Origin of the sequence: Streptomyces sp. NPDC002734 (assembly GCF_040295685.1) — a bacterium.
In the GTDB taxonomy this organism is placed as follows: Bacteria; Actinomycetota; Actinomycetes; order Streptomycetales; family Streptomycetaceae; genus Streptomyces.
In genome coordinates this window covers 1-14,921 of sequence record NZ_JBEOVU010000032.1, presented here as the reverse complement: position 1 = coordinate 14,921, position 14,921 = coordinate 1, and the positions used below count along the sequence as shown (strand labels likewise).

The 14,921-nt window shown below is 72.5% G+C and carries 13 protein-coding genes; 7 read left to right on the top strand and 6 right to left on the bottom strand.

Annotated features, from left to right (window positions below; genetic code table 11):
• Window positions 1-539 precede the first annotated feature (539 nt).
• From ABT026_RS24920 to ABT026_RS24905, 4 genes are all read right to left on the bottom strand, one after another.
• Window positions 540-1,346: a hypothetical protein gene (locus tag ABT026_RS24920; protein WP_351117380.1), complete on the bottom strand. Its 807-nt coding sequence runs from the start codon at window positions 1,344-1,346 to the stop codon at window positions 540-542.
• Between the two features lie 162 nt (window positions 1,347-1,508).
• On the bottom strand, window positions 1,509-2,801 hold the full coding sequence (locus tag ABT026_RS24915; protein ID WP_351117379.1) for a citrate synthase: 1,293 nt from the start codon (window positions 2,799-2,801) through the stop codon (window positions 1,509-1,511).
• A gap of 218 nt (window positions 2,802-3,019) precedes the next feature.
• Entirely contained in the window at window positions 3,020-5,296 is a 2,277-nt protein-coding gene (recD2, locus tag ABT026_RS24910) for an SF1B family DNA helicase RecD2 (RefSeq protein WP_351117378.1), read from the bottom strand.
• Between the two features lie 67 nt (window positions 5,297-5,363).
• Complete coding sequence (locus ABT026_RS24905; RefSeq protein ID WP_351117377.1) at window positions 5,364-5,723, bottom strand: DoxX family protein; 360 nt, start codon at window positions 5,721-5,723, stop codon at window positions 5,364-5,366.
• 230 nt (window positions 5,724-5,953) lie between these two features.
• Between ABT026_RS24905 and ABT026_RS24900 the strand changes: the two genes are divergently transcribed.
• The 5 genes from ABT026_RS24900 to rbsD all read left to right on the top strand — a co-directional run bounded on the left by ABT026_RS24900 (window position 5,954) and on the right by rbsD (window position 11,977).
• Complete coding sequence (locus ABT026_RS24900) at window positions 5,954-7,015, top strand: LacI family DNA-binding transcriptional regulator (protein WP_351117376.1); 1,062 nt, start codon at window positions 5,954-5,956, stop codon at window positions 7,013-7,015.
• On the top strand, window positions 7,012-8,598 hold the full coding sequence (locus ABT026_RS24895; protein ID WP_351117375.1) for a sugar ABC transporter ATP-binding protein: 1,587 nt from the start codon (window positions 7,012-7,014) through the stop codon (window positions 8,596-8,598). Before ABT026_RS24900 ends, ABT026_RS24895 begins: the two co-directional genes overlap by 4 nt.
• On the top strand, window positions 8,588-10,543 hold the full coding sequence (locus ABT026_RS24890) for an ABC transporter permease/substrate-binding protein (protein ID WP_351117374.1): 1,956 nt from the start codon (window positions 8,588-8,590) through the stop codon (window positions 10,541-10,543). Before ABT026_RS24895 ends, ABT026_RS24890 begins: the two co-directional genes overlap by 11 nt.
• A gap of 70 nt (window positions 10,544-10,613) precedes the next feature.
• On the top strand, window positions 10,614-11,594 hold the full coding sequence (locus ABT026_RS24885; protein WP_351117373.1) for a ribokinase: 981 nt from the start codon (window positions 10,614-10,616) through the stop codon (window positions 11,592-11,594).
• Window positions 11,591-11,977 carry a D-ribose pyranase gene (rbsD, locus tag ABT026_RS24880; protein ID WP_351117372.1) on the top strand — a complete coding sequence of 129 codons (387 nt, stop codon included), beginning with the start codon at window positions 11,591-11,593 and terminating at the stop codon, window positions 11,975-11,977. Before ABT026_RS24885 ends, rbsD begins: the two co-directional genes overlap by 4 nt.
• Window positions 11,978-12,105: 128 nt before the next feature.
• Here the strand turns inward: rbsD and ABT026_RS24875 are convergent, their stop codons facing one another.
• Together ABT026_RS24875 and ABT026_RS24870 are read right to left on the bottom strand one after the other, a co-directional pair.
• Window positions 12,106-12,750 carry a GNAT family N-acetyltransferase gene (locus ABT026_RS24875; protein ID WP_351117371.1) on the bottom strand — a complete coding sequence of 215 codons (645 nt, stop codon included), beginning with the start codon at window positions 12,748-12,750 and terminating at the stop codon, window positions 12,106-12,108.
• Entirely contained in the window at window positions 12,671-13,678 is a 1,008-nt protein-coding gene (locus ABT026_RS24870; RefSeq protein ID WP_351117370.1) for an EamA family transporter, read from the bottom strand. The genes ABT026_RS24875 and ABT026_RS24870 overlap by 80 nt, the downstream gene beginning before the upstream one ends.
• A 110-nt stretch (window positions 13,679-13,788) precedes the next feature.
• On the opposite strand from ABT026_RS24870, the gene ABT026_RS24865 reads away from it, so the two are divergent.
• Together ABT026_RS24865 and ABT026_RS24860 are read left to right on the top strand one after the other, a co-directional pair.
• A complete protein-coding gene (locus ABT026_RS24865; RefSeq protein WP_351117369.1) occupies window positions 13,789-14,700 on the top strand; it encodes a LysR family transcriptional regulator in 912 nt (303 codons plus the stop codon).
• A 158-nt stretch (window positions 14,701-14,858) separates the two neighbouring features.
• Window positions 14,859-14,921 (top strand): potassium-transporting ATPase subunit F (locus tag ABT026_RS24860; RefSeq protein ID WP_351117445.1); only part of this gene is annotated, 63 nt, incomplete at its 3' end.

The window sequence follows — 14,921 nt, the reverse complement described above, 5'->3', positions numbered from 1 at the left end:
TCTGGATCTGCCACCCGTTCCTCACATAAGCTCTTCACAAGTCTCGCGCGCCATCTTCATGCGTCGCTGACCGGCTCGTTCTGCCGGACAACCGCCGCGGACAGGAGACCGCGGGAGATGCAGATCACAGTGATGTCAACGTAACCCTTCAGTGCATTCGAAGGTCTAAGTTGGCGGTGCCGGAAGCATCTTGGGGGGTGTGACCGGCATCTGCGGAGACGTCTTGGGGGACGCCTCCGGAGCTGCGTTGCCGGGGCACGTGCGACCGGGGAGCTTTGAGCGGCCCTCCCGACGCCACGGGTCCCGGCAGACCGCACAACGCGTGCCGTCCTGACGGCGCGCGCAGCGTTTCAGGCGCTGCCCGTGGACGCCCGGGCCCGGATCCCGTGGGGGGAATCCGCACCGGGGCACAGAAGGGCGCCCTGTACGTCGGCCCGTGGGGGGACCGGCGGCAGGGCGCCCTTCGTCTTTCTCCGTCCGGTCTCGCCGTCCGGAGGGCCATGGCCCCCTGGGGGCGAGGGGGCCGCAGCGGCCGCTCCCTATCCGTGGACGTCGATCTCGTAGCCGTGCCCGGTGCCCACGGGGCAGCCGAAGACCCGAAGGTCTCCCCACCGGCCGACGGTGATGCCCGTGCCGTGGTCGCTGGCCACGGTGAACAGCAGACGCATGGAGGCGTCGCAGGCACGGCAGCGCACGTCCAAGGGGGCGGCCACGTGCCAGGTGGGCCACCCGCCGAACTTGCACCCCGCGACGCGGGTGATGACGTCGGCCCCGTTGTCACCGCCGGTCTCCGCCACCAGCCGGTCGAGGTCCTTCGCGATGTCGTCCGGCAGCTCCTGCGGGTCGGGGAAGTCCGTCAGCGGTACCGGTGTCAGCGTGTGCGGCACCGGCGAGAAGCCGTAGTCCTCGTCCTCCTGCCGCACGGGGGCCGGGGGCCGGAGGGGATCCCCCGACAGGTCGGCCGCCCGCCGCCATCGGATCTCCACGACGGGGTTGCCGTCCGCCTGCGGAGGCGGAGGATCCCAGTGCGTGTTCGGGCACCAGAGGAGCTGGAAGACGTCGGCGTCTCCCGGCCACCAGTCTCCTGGAGCGTCCCGCCGGAAGACCTGCACCACGGGGATCATCGCCACGGGCGGCAGCCCGGACGGCTCCCGTTCGTCGGGCACGGAGCAGTGCGGCCAGGGTTCGTCCGCGGGCCAGAGCATCGGACCGGCGATCGAGCTGTCGTGGAGGGCCGGCGCCCGCTCCGTCGGGTGGAGGACGACCGCCGGCCGTGCGTAGGGGGCGAGGCCGGGAACGGCTGTGACGATCGCGTCGGCGGACGGCCTGTTCGCGTAGGGCAGCATGGCCGGAGCCTAGGGTGCCGCCCTGAGTACCGGCGCCGCAGGTGCCGCCCTGGGCGCCGGCGCCGCAGGTACCGCCGCGCGATGCCCCCCCCGGACGCGCCGGAGCCGCCCCGGTCGGAGAGGACCGGGGCGGCTCCAGTGGCAAGCGGGGGGGGCGGCCGGTCAGGCGCGCTCCTCCACCGGGACGAAGTCGCGCTCGACGATGCCCGTGTAGATCTGGCGCGGGCGGCCGATGCGGGAACCCGGCTCCTTGATCATCTCGTGCCACTGCGCGATCCAGCCCGGCAGGCGGCCCAGCGCGAACAGCACGGTGAACATCTCGGTCGGGAAGCCCATCGCCCGGTAGATCAGACCCGTGTAGAAGTCCACGTTCGGGTACAGGTTGCGGGAGACGAAGTAGTCGTCGGACAGCGCGTGCTCCTCGAGCTTCAGCGCGATGTCCAGCAGCTCGTCGGACTTGCCGAGCGCCGAGAGCACGTCGTGGGCCGCGGCCTTGATGATCTTGGCGCGCGGGTCGAAGGACTTGTACACCCGGTGGCCGAAGCCCATCAGGCGGACGCCGTCCTCCTTGTTCTTCACCTTGCGGATGAAGGAGTCGACGTCGCCGCCGTTGGCCTGGATGCCCTCGAGCATCTCCAGCACCGACTGGTTGGCGCCACCGTGCAGCGGGCCCCACAGGGCGCTGATGCCGGCCGAGATGGACGCGAACATGTTGGCCTGCGAGGAGCCGACCAGGCGGACCGTGGAGGTGGAGCAGTTCTGCTCGTGGTCCGCGTGCAGGATCAGCAGCTTGTCGAGCGCCGAGACCACGACCGGGTCCAGCTCGTACTCCTCCGCCGGCACGGAGAACGTCATGCGCAGGAAGTTCTCGACGTAGCCGAGGTCGTTGCGCGGGTAGACGAACGGGTGGCCGACCGACTTCTTGTACGCGTGCGCCGCGATCGTCGGGAGCTTGGCGAGAAGGCGGATCGTGGAGAGGTGTCGCTGCTTCTCGTCGAACGGGTTGTGGCTGTCCTGGTAGAAGCTGGACAGCGCCGAGACCACCGAGGACAGCATCGCCATCGGGTGGGCGTCCCGCGGGAAGCCGCGGAAGAAGTTCTTGACGTCCTCGTGCAGCAGGGTGTGCTGCGTGATCTCGTTCTTGAACGTCGTGAGCTCGTCGACCGTCGGAAGCTCGCCGTTGATCAGCAGGTAGGCGACCTCCAGGAAGGTCGACCGCTCGGCCAGCTGCTCGATCGGGTAGCCGCGGTAACGCAGGATGCCCTGCTCACCGTCCAGATAGGTGATCGCGGATTTGTAGGCGGCGGTGTTGCCGTAGCCGCTGTCCAGGGTCACCAGACCGGTCTGGGCCCGGAGCTTCGCGATGTCGAAGCCCTTGTCGCCGACGGTGCTGTCGACCACCGGGTAGGTGTACTCGCCGTCGCCGTACCGCAGTACTACAGAGTTGTCGCTCACGTCTTCCCTCACCGACCTAGTCCTCATCTTCGAGGTGCCCTGACCGCCTCTACCTTCCCCCAACTGGCTCTGGCGAGTGCACTCGGGGTCGACCATCGGGCCCATCGGCGGCACTCAGTGCCGTCAACCTGTTCATCCTGCCCGTCGCGGGCCGGTTGCGGAAGGCCACTGTGACCTTTGCGACCCATTTGATCGATCATTTTTATCGAAAAGAATCCTCACACCGGCGGTCGGGGCCCCGGGAGCCGCCCCGCACCGGAAAGCCTGTGGTCCAGCGCCGTGCAGCGCCGCCCCGCCGAGACGGTGCGCACCGCCTGCCCGATGGCTTTGCGGGAGCCAACGAGCACGACCAGTTTCCTGGCCCGGGTCACCGCCGTGTAGAGCAGGTTGCGCTGGAGCATCATCCACGCGCCGGTGGTCACCGGGATCACCACGGCCGGGTACTCACTGCCCTGCGAGCGGTGGATGGTCACCGCGTAGGCGTGGGCCAGTTCGTCGAGCTCGTCGAAGTCGTAGGGAACCTCCTCGTCCTCGTCGGTGAGCACCGTGAGCCGCTGCTCGTCGGGGTCGAGCGACGTGACGACACCGACCGTGCCGTTGAAGACCCCGTTCTTCCCTTTTTCATAATTGTTACGGATCTGTGTGACTTTGTCCCCCACACGGAAGACCCGTCCGCCGAACCTCTTCTCGGGCAGGTCCGGGCGGGCCGGGGTGACGGCCTGCTGCAGCAGGCCGTTGAGCGCGGCGGCGCCCGCCGGGCCACGGTGCATGGGGGCGAGCACCTGTACGTCACGGCGGGGGTCGAGGCCGAAGCGGGCGGGCAGCCGCCGGGCCGCCACGTCCACGGTGAGGCGGCCGGCCTCCTCGGTGTCCTCCTCCACGAACAGGAAGAAGTCCTTGAGGCCGTCGGTGACCGGATGGTGCCCGGCGTTGATCCGGTGCGCGTTGGTGACCACGCCGGACTGCTGCGCCTGGCGGAAGACCTTGGTCAGGCGCACCGCCGGGACGGGGCTGCCGTCCGCCAGCAGGTCCCGCAGCACCTCGCCGGCGCCGACGCTGGGCAGCTGGTCCACGTCGCCGACGAACAGCAGGTGGGCGCCGGGGGCGACGGCCTTGACCAGCTTGTTGGCGAGCAGCAGGTCCAGCATGGACGCCTCGTCGACCACCACCAGGTCGGCGTCGAGCGGGCGGTCCTGGTCGTAGGCGGCGTCCCCGCCCGGCTTGAGCTCCAGCAGCCGGTGGACGGTGGAGGCCTCGGCCCCGGTCAGCTCGGCGAGCCGCTTGGCGGCCCGGCCGGTGGGCGCGGCCAGCACCACCTTGGCCCGCTTGGCGCGGGCCAGTTCCACGATCGAGCGGACCGTGAACGACTTGCCGCAGCCGGGCCCGCCGGTGAGCACGGCGGCCTTCTCGGTGAGGGCCAGCTTCACGGCGGCCTCCTGCTCCGGCGCCAGCTCGGCCCCGGTGCGGGTGCGCAGCCAGCTCAACGCACGGTCCCAGTCCACCTCGCGGAACCAGGGCATCCGGTCGTCGTCGGCGCGCAACAGCCGCAGCAGGCGGGAGGCCAGCGCCTGTTCCGCCCGGTGGAAGGGGACCAGGTAGACGCCGGTGACCGGGCTGCCGTCGTCGTCCGGTCCGGGGACCTTCTCGCGGACCACTCCCGGCTCCTCGCCGTCCGGCCCCGGCTCGGCCAGCTCGGCGAGGCACTCGATGACCAGGCCGGTGTCCACCTGGAGCAGCTTGACCGCGTCGGCGATCAGGCGTTCCTCGGGCAGGAAGCAGTGGCCCTGGTCGGCGGACTGGGAGAGCGCGTACTGGAGCCCGGCCTTCACCCGCTCCGGGCTGTCGTGCGGTATGCCGACGGACTGGGCGATCTTGTCGGCGGTGAGGAAGCCGATGCCCCAGACGTCGGCGGCGAGGCGGTAGGGCTGGTTCTTGACGACCGAGATGGAGGCGTCGCCGTACTTCTTGTAGATGCGCACGGCGATGGAGGTCGACACCTCGACGGTCTGGAGGAAGAGCATGACCTCCTTGATCGCCTTCTGCTCCTCCCAGGCGGCGATGATCCGCTGGGTCCGCTTGGGACCGAGGCCGGGGACCTCGATCAGGCGCTGCGGCGACTCCTCGATGACGGTGAGGGTGTCCGTTCCGAAGTGGCGGGTGATGCGGTCGGCGAAGACCGGGCCGATGCCCTTGACCAGGCCGGATCCCAGATAGCGGCGGATGCCCTGGACCGTGGCGGGCAGGACGGTCGTGTAGTTCTCGACGTGGAACTGCTTGCCGTACTGGGGGTGGGAGCCCCAACGGCCCTCCATCCGCAGCGACTCCCCGACCTGGGCGCCGAGCAGCGCGCCGACGACGGTGAGCAACTCGCCCGGGCCCGAGCCGCGGCCGGTGTCGACCCGGGCCACGGTGTAGCCGTTCTCCTCGTTCGCGTACGTGACGCGCTCGAGCACGCCTTCGAGGGTGGCGAGCCTGCTGGTGGGCGGAGTTGCCATGCTCCGACGTTACCGCCGGGCGGCGACAACGCCGGGGGCCTGTGGAAAACCCCCGGGTGAGGGGCGGTCAGCTCTTGCGGGCGACGTCACGCGCCCACAGCACCAGGGGGACCTGGAGGGGCAGCCGGCCGTAGGCGACGGCCTTCATCGAGGCGGGGCGGCGGCTCCAGTCGCGGGCCATCTTCACGTTCGCCGGGAAGACGCCGACGAAGAAGGCGGTGGTCGCCAGGGCCGCGGTGCGCCGGGTGCGGGGCGCGGCGAGGCCGGCGGCCAGGGCGAGTTCGGCCGCGCCGCTGGCGTAGGTCCAGGCTCGGGCGGAGCCGGGGAGGCCGCGGGGGACGATCCCGTCGAACACGCGGGGACGGGCGAAGTGGGCGGCGCCGGCCGTGGCGAGGAGGGCGGCGAGGGCGAGGGGCGAGCGGGACATCGAGGTCTCCTCAGAACGGTGTGGAGCGATGCTACTCGCGGGTAGCTCCGCGGTGACGGAGATGCGCCCGCTTCCGCGAAACGTCTCGCCCCCTCGCGCGCCGACCGGCGCGGCCACCCCGCTCACCCGAGCGAGCTATCTCACAACAGGCCCTCAGACCCTTGCCAGCCGCCCGTGTAATCGTTTCCAATCACCCGTGTAAACGTTTCCACAAGGAGGTGGAACCGCTCATGCCTGGCATCAAGGACGTCGCGGCCCGCGCCGGAGTCTCCGTCGCCACCGTGTCGCGTGCGCTCAACCGGCACCCCTCGGTGAGCGAGGACGCCCGCGCCCGGGTGCTGGCCGCGGTGGAGGAGCTCGGGTACCGCCCCAACGCGGTGGCCCGGTCACTGCGCACCGACCAGACCCGCACCCTCGGGCTGGTGATCAGCGACGTGCTGAACCCGTACTTCACCGAGCTCGCCCGGGCCGTGGAGGAGGAGGCGCGCGCCCTCGGCTACAGCGTGATCATCGGCAACGCCGACGAGCGCCCCGACCTGCAGGACCACCACATCCGCAACCTGCGGGACCGCCGGATCGACGGCCTGCTGGTCTCCCCCACCGACGGCGGCACCCCCCTGCTGCTCGACACCGCGCGGGCTGGGACCCCGGTCGTCTTCGTGGACCGGTGGATCCCCGGCGCGGACGACGTGGACGTGCCCGTGGTCCGTTCCGACGGCCGGGACGCCGTGCGGGAGCTGGTCGCCCATCTCCACCGCCTCGGTCACCGGCGGCTCGCCATCATCGCGGGCCCGGCGGCCACCACCACCGGCAGCGAGCGGGTCGAGGCGTTCCGCGAGGCGCTCGCCGCGCACGGTCTGGAGCTGCCCGACGCCTACATCGGCCAGGGCGACTTCCAGGCCGAGAGCGGCCGGCGCGCCACCGAGCGGTTCCTGGACCTGCCCGAGCCTCCGGAGGCCGTGTTCGCCGCCGACAACCTGATGGCGCTCGGCGCCCTGGACGCCGTGCGCTCGCGCGGCCTGCGGGTGCCGCACGACATCGCCCTGGCGGCGTTCGACGACATCCCCTGGTTCGTGCACACCGACCCCCCGGTCACCGCGATCGCCCAGCCCACCGGCGAGCTCGGCCGTGCGGCCGTGCGCGCCCTGGTCGACCGCATCGAGGGCCGGGCCGCCCGGTCCGTCACCCTTCCCGCCCGGCTCGTCGTCCGCCGCTCCTGCGGCGAGGACGGCCCTGACACCGGGACCGGTCCGGAGAACGGGACCGACCCCCAGAAGAGGAGCAACCCGTGAGCGACACGGACGAGTTGCTGCGCATCGAAGGAGTGCGCAAGGCCTTCCCCGGCGTGGTCGCGCTCGACGGCGTCGACTTCGACCTGCGGCGCGGCGAGGTGCACGTGCTGCTCGGCGAGAACGGCGCGGGCAAGAGCACGCTGATCAAGACGCTTTCCGGCGCCCACCGCCCGGACGAGGGCCGCATCCTGGTCGACGGCCGGGAGGTGACGATCGGCGGCGCGCAGGACGCCGAGAAGCTCGGCATCGCCACCATCTACCAGGAGTTCAACCTGGTCCCGGATTTGACCGTGGCCGAGAACATCTTCCTGGGCCGCCAGCCCCGCAGGTTCGGCATGATCGACCGCCGCCGCATGGAGGCCGACGCCGCCGAGCTGCTGGAACGGGTAGGGGTGCGGGTCTCGCCGCGGGCCCGGGTGCGGGAACTGGGCATCGCCCGCCTGCAGATGGTGGAGATCGCCAAGGCGCTCAGCCTGGACGCCCGCGTGCTGATCATGGACGAGCCGACCGCGGTGCTCACCTCGGAGGAGGTCGAGAAGCTGTTCTCGATCGTCCGCCGGCTGCGCGAGGACGGTGTGGGCGTCGTCTTCATCACCCACCACCTGGAGGAGATCGCCGCCCTCGGCGACCGCGTCACCGTGATCCGCGACGGCCGCAGCGTCGGCCAGGTCCCGGCCTCCGCACCCGAGGACGAACTGGTCCGCCTGATGGTGGGCCGCTCCATCGAGCAGCAGTACCCGCGCGAGCGGGCCACGGCCGGCGAGCCGCTGCTGCGGGTGGAGGGGCTGACCCGCGACGGCGTCTTCCACGACGTGTCCTTCGAGGTGCGGGCCGGCGAGGTCGTCGGCGTCGCCGGCCTGGTCGGCGCGGGCCGCACCGAGGTGGTGCGCGCCGTGTTCGGCGCCGACCCCTACGACGCGGGCACGGTGACGGTGGCGGGGAAGGGCCTGCGCCGCCACGACGTCAACGCCGCGCTGGACGCCGGGATCGGGCTGATCCCGGAGGACCGCAAGGGCCAGGGTCTGGTCCTCGACGCCTCCGTGGCGGAGAACCTCGGCCTGGTGACCCTCCGGTCGTCGACGAAGGCCGGGCTGGTGGACCGCAAGGGCCAACGGCAGGCCGCCGGGCGGATCGCCGAGCAGCTCGGCGTCCGGATGGCCGGTCTCGACCAGCAGGTGCGCACGCTGTCCGGCGGCAATCAGCAGAAGGTCGTCATCGGCAAGTGGCTGCTCGCCGACACCCGGGTGCTGATCCTCGACGAGCCGACCCGAGGCATCGACGTGGGCGCCAAGGTCGAGATCTACCAGCTGATCAACGAACTCACGGCCGCCGGAGCCGCGGTCCTGATGGTCTCCAGCGACCTGCCCGAGGTGCTCGGCATGAGCGACCGGGTGCTGGTGATGGCCCAGGGCCGGATCGCGGGCGAACTGCCCGCCGACGAGGCGACCCAGGACGCGGTGATGGCCCTCGCCGTCTCCACCCGGCCCACGCAGTCCCCGCAGTCCACGCACACCACGCACGCCACCGGCGAAGAGGCCGGGAACGCAGGAACCAAGGAAGGGAAGGCCGACCGTGGCCACTGACACGCTCAAGAGCAGGCCGGGCGCGAGTGGCGCCGGCGGCCTGCGCCGCATCCTGCTCGACAACGGCGCGCTGACCGCGCTGATCGTCCTGGTGGTCGCCATGTCGGCGCTCTCCGGCGACTTCCTGACCGCGGACAACCTGCTGAACATCGGCGTCCAGGCGGCGGTCACCGCGATCCTGGCCTTCGGTGTCACCTTCGTGATCGTCTCGGCGGGCATCGACCTGTCGGTGGGCTCGGTGGCCGCGCTGTCGGCGACCGTGCTGGCCTGGACGGCCACCTCCGAGGGCGTGCCGGTCGTCGTCGCCGTGATCCTGGCCGTCGCCACCGGCCTGGCCTGCGGCCTCGTCAACGGTGTGCTGATCTCGTACGGGAAGCTGCCGCCGTTCATCGCCACCCTGGCGATGCTGTCGATCGCGCGCGGTCTGTCGCTGGTGATCTCTCAGGGCAGCCCGATCCCGTTCCCCGAGTCGGTCTCGCACCTCGGCGACACCCTCGGCGGCTGGCTGCCGGTGCCGGTCCTGGTCATGGTCGTCCTCGGCCTGATCACGGCGCTGGTCCTGGGCCGCACCTACATCGGCCGCTCCATGTACGCCATCGGCGGCAACGAGGAGGCCGCGCGGCTGTCCGGCCTGAAGGTCAGGAAGCAGAAGCTGGCGATCTACGCCCTGTCCGGTCTGTTCGCCGCCGCGGCGGGCATCGTGCTGGCCTCCCGCCTGTCCTCCGCGCAGCCTCAGGCCGCGCAGGGCTACGAGCTGGACGCGATCGCCGCGGTCGTCATCGGCGGCGCCTCGCTGGCCGGTGGCGTCGGCAAGGCCTCCGGCACGCTCATCGGCGCGCTGATCCTCGCCGTGCTGCGCAACGGTCTCAACCTGCTCTCGGTCTCCGCGTTCTGGCAGCAGGTCGTCATCGGTGTGGTCATCGCGCTCGCCGTCCTGCTGGACACCGTCCGCCGCAAGGCCGGCGCCACCCCGGCGGCCGCCTCCCCGGCGGGCGGCGGCGGGAACCGCGGCAAGCAGGCCGTGACCTACCTGCTGGCCGCCGTGGTCGCGGTCGCGGTGGTTGCCTCGATGTCCTTCCTGCACAACGGCTCCGACTCGGCCGCCAAGCAGAAGGTGGGTCTGTCGCTGTCCACCCTGAACAACCCGTTCTTCGTGCAGATCCGCCAGGGCGCGGAGCAGGAGGCGAAGAAGCTGGGCGTGGACCTGACCGTCACCGACGCGCAGAACGACGCCTCCCAGCAGGCCAACCAGCTGCAGAACTTCACCAGCTCCGGCCTGTCCACCATCGTCGTCAACCCGGTGGACTCCGACGCGGCGGGCCCCTCGGTGCGCTCCGCCAACAAGGCGGACATCCCGGTGGTGGCCGTGGACCGCGGCGTCAACAAGGCGGAGGTGGACACGCTGGTCGCGTCCGACAACGTCGAGGGCGGCCGGATGGCGGCCCGCGCGCTGGGCGAGAAGCTGGGCGGCAAGGGCTCCATCGTGATCCTCCAGGGCCAGGCGGGCACCTCCGCCAGCCGTGAGCGCGGCCAGGGCTTCGCCGAGGGGCTCGAGGAGTTCCCCGGCATCGAGGTGGTCGCCAAGCAGCCCGCGGACTTCGACCGCACCAAGGGCCTGGACGTCATGACCAACCTGCTCCAGGCGCACCCCGACGTGCAGGGCGTGTTCGCCGAGAACGACGAGATGGCGCTCGGCGCCGCGAAGGCCCTCGGCTCCCGTGCGGGCAAGGACGTCCAGGTCGTGGGCTTCGACGGAACCCCGGACGGCCTGAAGGCCGTCGAGACGGGCACCCTCTACGCCTCGGTCGCCCAGCAGCCCACCGAGCTGGGGAAGATCGCCGTCCGCAACGCGCTGGACGCGGCCGAGGGCAAGGACCTCAAGGACCTGGTCAAGGTGCCGGTGAAGGTCGTCACCAAGGAGAACGTCGGCTCGTTCGGCGGCTGACGGTCCGAAGAGGCAACGGGTCCGGACGAGGAAGCCGACGGTCCGGGTGAGGAAGACGAGGGAGACAGTGATGTTCGACTACGACCTGGTGGTCGTCGGGTCGGCCAACGCCGACCTGGTGATCGGCGTCGAGCGGCGGCCCGCCGCCGGCGAGACCGTGCTGGGTTCGGACCTCGCGGTCCACCCGGGCGGCAAGGGCGCCAACCAGGCGGTCGCCGCGGCCCGGCTCGGGGCGCGCACGGCCCTGGTGGCCCGGGTGGGCGACGACCCGCACGGGCGGCTGCTGCTGGACTCGCTGTCCTCCTCCGGCGTGGACACCGCCGCGGTGGCGGCCGGCGGGGCGCCCACCGGCGTCGCGCTGATCACCGTGGACCCGTCGGGTGACAACAGCATCGTGGTGTCGCCCGGCGCCAACGGGCGGCTGACGCCCGAGGACGCGCGGACGGCGTCCGAGCGCGTGCTGCGCCGCGCGCCGGTGGTCTCGGCGCAGCTGGAGATCCCGCTGGAGACGGTGACCGAGGCGGTGCGCCTGCTGGCGCCCGGGACGCGGTTCGTGCTGAACCCGTCGCCGCCGCGGGAGCTCCCCGCGGAGCTGCTGGCGGCCTGCGACCCGCTGATCGTCAACGAGCACGAGGCGCGGGTGATCGCCGGCGACGGGCCGCTGGGCGACTCCCCCGAGGAGTGGGCCCGGGCCCTGCTGGCGCTGGGGCCGCGCTCGGTGGTGGTCACCCTGGGCGCGGAGGGCGCGGTGACGGCCGAGGCGGCGGGACGCGCGGCCCCGGCGGACCCCTCGGCGCAGGGCGCGGCGGACCCGTCGGCGCAGGGCGCGGCGGCCCAGGTCGACGTCACGCGGGTGCCGTCGGTGAGGGTCGAGGCCGTGGACACCACCGGCGCGGGCGACGCGTTCACCGCGGCGCTGGCCTGGCGGCTGGGCCTCGGCGAGTCCCTGCCGGCGGCGGCCGCCTACGCGGCGCGGGTCGGCGCGGCGGCGGTCACCCGGGAGGGCGCCCAGGCGTCCTACCCGACGGCCGAGGAGGTCGACGCGCTGTGAAGCGGTCCGGGATCCTCAACCGCCACCTGGCGGGCGCCCTCGCGGAGCTGGGCCACACCGACGAGGTGCTGGTCTGCGACGCGGGCATGCCGATACCGGCGGGCCCACGGGTGGTGGACCTGGCGTTCCGCGCCGGGGTGCCGTCCTTCGCACAGGTGCTGGACGGGCTGCTGGAGGAACTGGTCGTGGAGGGCGCGGTCGCCGCGTCCGAGGTGCGGGACGCCAATCCGGCGGCCTCCGCGCTGCTGGCCGGCCTGCCCGCGCTGCGCCTGGTCCCCCACGAGGAGCTCAAACTGCGTTCCCGCGACGCCCGGCTGGTGGTCCGCACCGGCGAGGCGGCCCCGTACGCCAACGTCCTCCTGCGCTGCGGCGTGTTCTTCTGACCGGCCGGGTCGAGGACGGTGCGCATGACGAAGGGGCCCGGTCCTGTGGACCGGGCCCCTTCGGTTTCTCCCCCCGCCAGAAGCTTTTCCGATCCCCCCGGATCCCCCTCCAGAACTCCTGACGCCGACTAAGACCGGCGAGGTGGGGCGGAGGTTGTACGGCCGGACAAGATTTTTTCGAGTTTCTCGCGAACCTCGGTCCAGTCCTCCGCGAGGACCGCGTGGACGGCCGTGTCGCGCAGCCGGCCCTCCTCCCCCGGGACCCGGGAGACGCCCCAGCCGCGCAGCACTCCCTCGGGCCGGGCCCCCACCCGTTCCATCGCGGCACGGGACCGGGCGTTGCGGGCGTCCGTCATCAGGTCCACCCGGCCGACGCCCCAGCCCTCGAACGCCTGCCGGAACAGCAGCAGCTTGGCCTCGGTGTTGACGCCGGTGCCCTGCGCCGAGCGGCCCAGCCAGGTCCACCCCACCTCGACCGCGTCCAGCCGCCCGGGTGTCCGCCAGGCGCGCGGCGTGCAGAAGGAGGTGCAGCCGACGGCGCGGCCGGTGGCCAGGGACATCTGCGCGTAGGGCGCGACCGTGCCCTCCTCGGCGCGGCCCCGCTGGGTGGCGATGTAGTCCGGGACCTCGTCCGCGCGGGGCACCCAGGTCCAGGTGAAGGTGGACCGGTCCTCCTCCGCCGCGAGGGCCAGGTCAGCCGCGTGCCGCGGGTGCAGCGGCTCCAGCCGTACCCGTGAGCCCTCCAGGGTCGGGGCGGTCAGCCGGAAGGTCATCCGGGTCCTCCTTCGTCGGTGCGTCCGCCGTGGAGTCTGCACCACCGGCCCCGACGGCGACCACGCGGCTGCGGCCCGGGCGGACGAGGGAGGTCATGGCGACGCCGGCGACCAGCAGGGCGGCGGCGGCCCAGCGCAGCGGGCTCACCGTCTCGTCCAGCAGGAGCCATGCGGAGGCCATCCCGAAGACCGGCACCAGCAGCGAGAACGGGGCCACCGTGGAGGCCGGGTGGCGCTTGATCAGCCAGCCCCAGGCGCCGAAGCCGAAGACGGTGCTGACCCAGGCGATGAACAGGATCACCCCGACGCCCTCCATGTCGAGGTCGCGCAGGGCCGCCAGGTCGCGGTCGGCGCCCTCGGTGAGCAGCGAGAGGGCCAGCAGCGGGAGCACGGGCACGGTGCTCACCCAGACCATGAAGTTGAGCGCGTCCGGCGGGGACGCCTTGCGGGTGAGGACGTTGGACACGCCCCAGCAGGCGCCGCCGAGGATCACCAGGGCGAAGGCGTGCAGCGGCCCTGTCGTTCCCTCGTCGACGGCCGCCACCGCTATCCCGGCGACCGCGACCGTCATGCCGGCGACCCGCAGCCCGGTGAGCCGTTCGCCGAGCACGGCGAAGGCGAACAGCGCGGTGAAGACGGCCTGGATCTGCAGGACCAGCGAGGTGAGCCCGGCGGGCATGCCCTGGTCCATGCCGACGAAGACCAGCCCGAACTTGGCCACGCCCAGGGCGAGGCCGACGCCCACGATCCACTTCCAGGCGACCTTCGGCCGCCCGACCAGGAAGACGGCCGGCAGGGCGGCGAGGAGGAACCGCAGCGCGGACAGCAGAAGGGGCGGGAAGTGGTCGAGGCCGACCTCGATCACCACGAAGTTGACGCCCCAGGTGGCCGCCACGCACACGGCCAGCAGGAGATGAGTAGGTCGCATGCGTCGAGCATCCGTCGCCACCACCGTGAAGCACCAGCGATGATTACTGCACGGGTGGATGTAGGAACGCTGAATCGACGGGCGGTGTCCGTCGCGAGGGAGGCCGGACCATGCTGGACCTTCAGCGGTTGCGCGCGCTGCACGCGGTCGCCGTGCACGGAACCGTCAACGCGGCGGCGGAGTCGCTGGGTTACACGCCCTCCGCGGTGTCCCAGCAGATCGCCAAGCTGGAACGCGAGACCCGCACGGTGCTCCTGGAGCGGCAGGGCCGGGGCGTGCGGCTCACCGAGGAGGCGCGTCAGCTGGCCGAGACGGCGCGGGAGCTGCTGGGCCTGGTGGAGCAGGCGGAGGCGGCCCTGGAGGAGCGGCGCGGGGAGCCGTCGGGGCGGCTGACGGTCGCCGCCTTCCCCTCGGCCGCCCGCGGGCTGATGCCGGGGGTGCTCGCGGACCTGTCGGCGCGTCACCGGGCGCTCGACGTGCGGCTCAGCGAGGTGGACCCGCACCTGTCGGTGGGCATGGTGGCCAAGGGCGCCGTCGACATGGCGGTGACGCACGACTGGGACGTGGCCCCGATGGCGCTCCCGCCGGGGCTGGCGCGGCGGCGGATTGGCGAGGACCACAGCGACCTGCTGGTCCCGCGGGGGCATCCGCTGGCCGGCCGGGCCGGGGTGCGGGGCGAGGAACTGGCGGGCCAGGACTGGGTCTGCCAGCCGCCGGGGCGGGTCTGCCACGACTGGCTGCTGCGGACCATGCGGTCGGCCGGGCACGAGCCGCGGGTGGTCCACACCGCCGACGAGAACCCCACCCTGGTGGCGCTGGTGGCGGCCGGGCTCGGGGTGGCGGTGATCCCCCGCCTGGGTCGCGGGCCGCTGCCCGAGGAGGTGGTGACGGTGCCGATGGAACCGGTGCCGGTGCGGCGGCTGTACGCGGTGTGGCGGCAGGAGGCGGCCCGCCGTCCGGCCGTCACGGAGACGGTGCGCACGCTGCGGTCGCGATGGCGGGGCATGACCGGGGAACCGTGAGCGGCGGTGGCGCGTCCAAGGGCCGCGCTGCCGGAGCAGTCACCGCGGAGCGGCCGACCGGCCACCTGTGGGGGCCGGTTTCCCCCTCCCTCCCCGCCCGCGGACCGGCAGCCCGGCCGTCACCGGCGCCGCCCCCTCCTGCGCGCCGCGTCGTCTGCCTGGTCGTGGCCGTCGCCCTGCTGGGCCTTCTCGTCCTGGCCCTCCTCGCCCCGGAGAGGTTC

Coding starts and splice junctions, on each gene's coding strand:
- ABT026_RS24870 (WP_351117370.1), bottom strand. CDS start 13,678: ATGCGACCTACTCATCTCCTGCTGGCCGTGTGCGTGGCGGCCACCTGG.
- ABT026_RS24905 (WP_351117377.1), bottom strand. CDS start 5,723: ATGTCCCGCTCGCCCCTCGCCCTCGCCGCCCTCCTCGCCACGGCCGGC.
- ABT026_RS24865 (WP_351117369.1), top strand. CDS start 13,789: ATGCTGGACCTTCAGCGGTTGCGCGCGCTGCACGCGGTCGCCGTGCAC.
- ABT026_RS24885 (WP_351117373.1), top strand. CDS start 10,614: ATGTTCGACTACGACCTGGTGGTCGTCGGGTCGGCCAACGCCGACCTG.
- ABT026_RS24900 (WP_351117376.1), top strand. CDS start 5,954: ATGCCTGGCATCAAGGACGTCGCGGCCCGCGCCGGAGTCTCCGTCGCC.
- ABT026_RS24920 (WP_351117380.1), bottom strand. CDS start 1,346: ATGCTGCCCTACGCGAACAGGCCGTCCGCCGACGCGATCGTCACAGCC.
- ABT026_RS24875 (WP_351117371.1), bottom strand. CDS start 12,750: ATGACCTTCCGGCTGACCGCCCCGACCCTGGAGGGCTCACGGGTACGG.
- recD2 (WP_351117378.1), bottom strand. CDS start 5,296: ATGGCAACTCCGCCCACCAGCAGGCTCGCCACCCTCGAAGGCGTGCTC.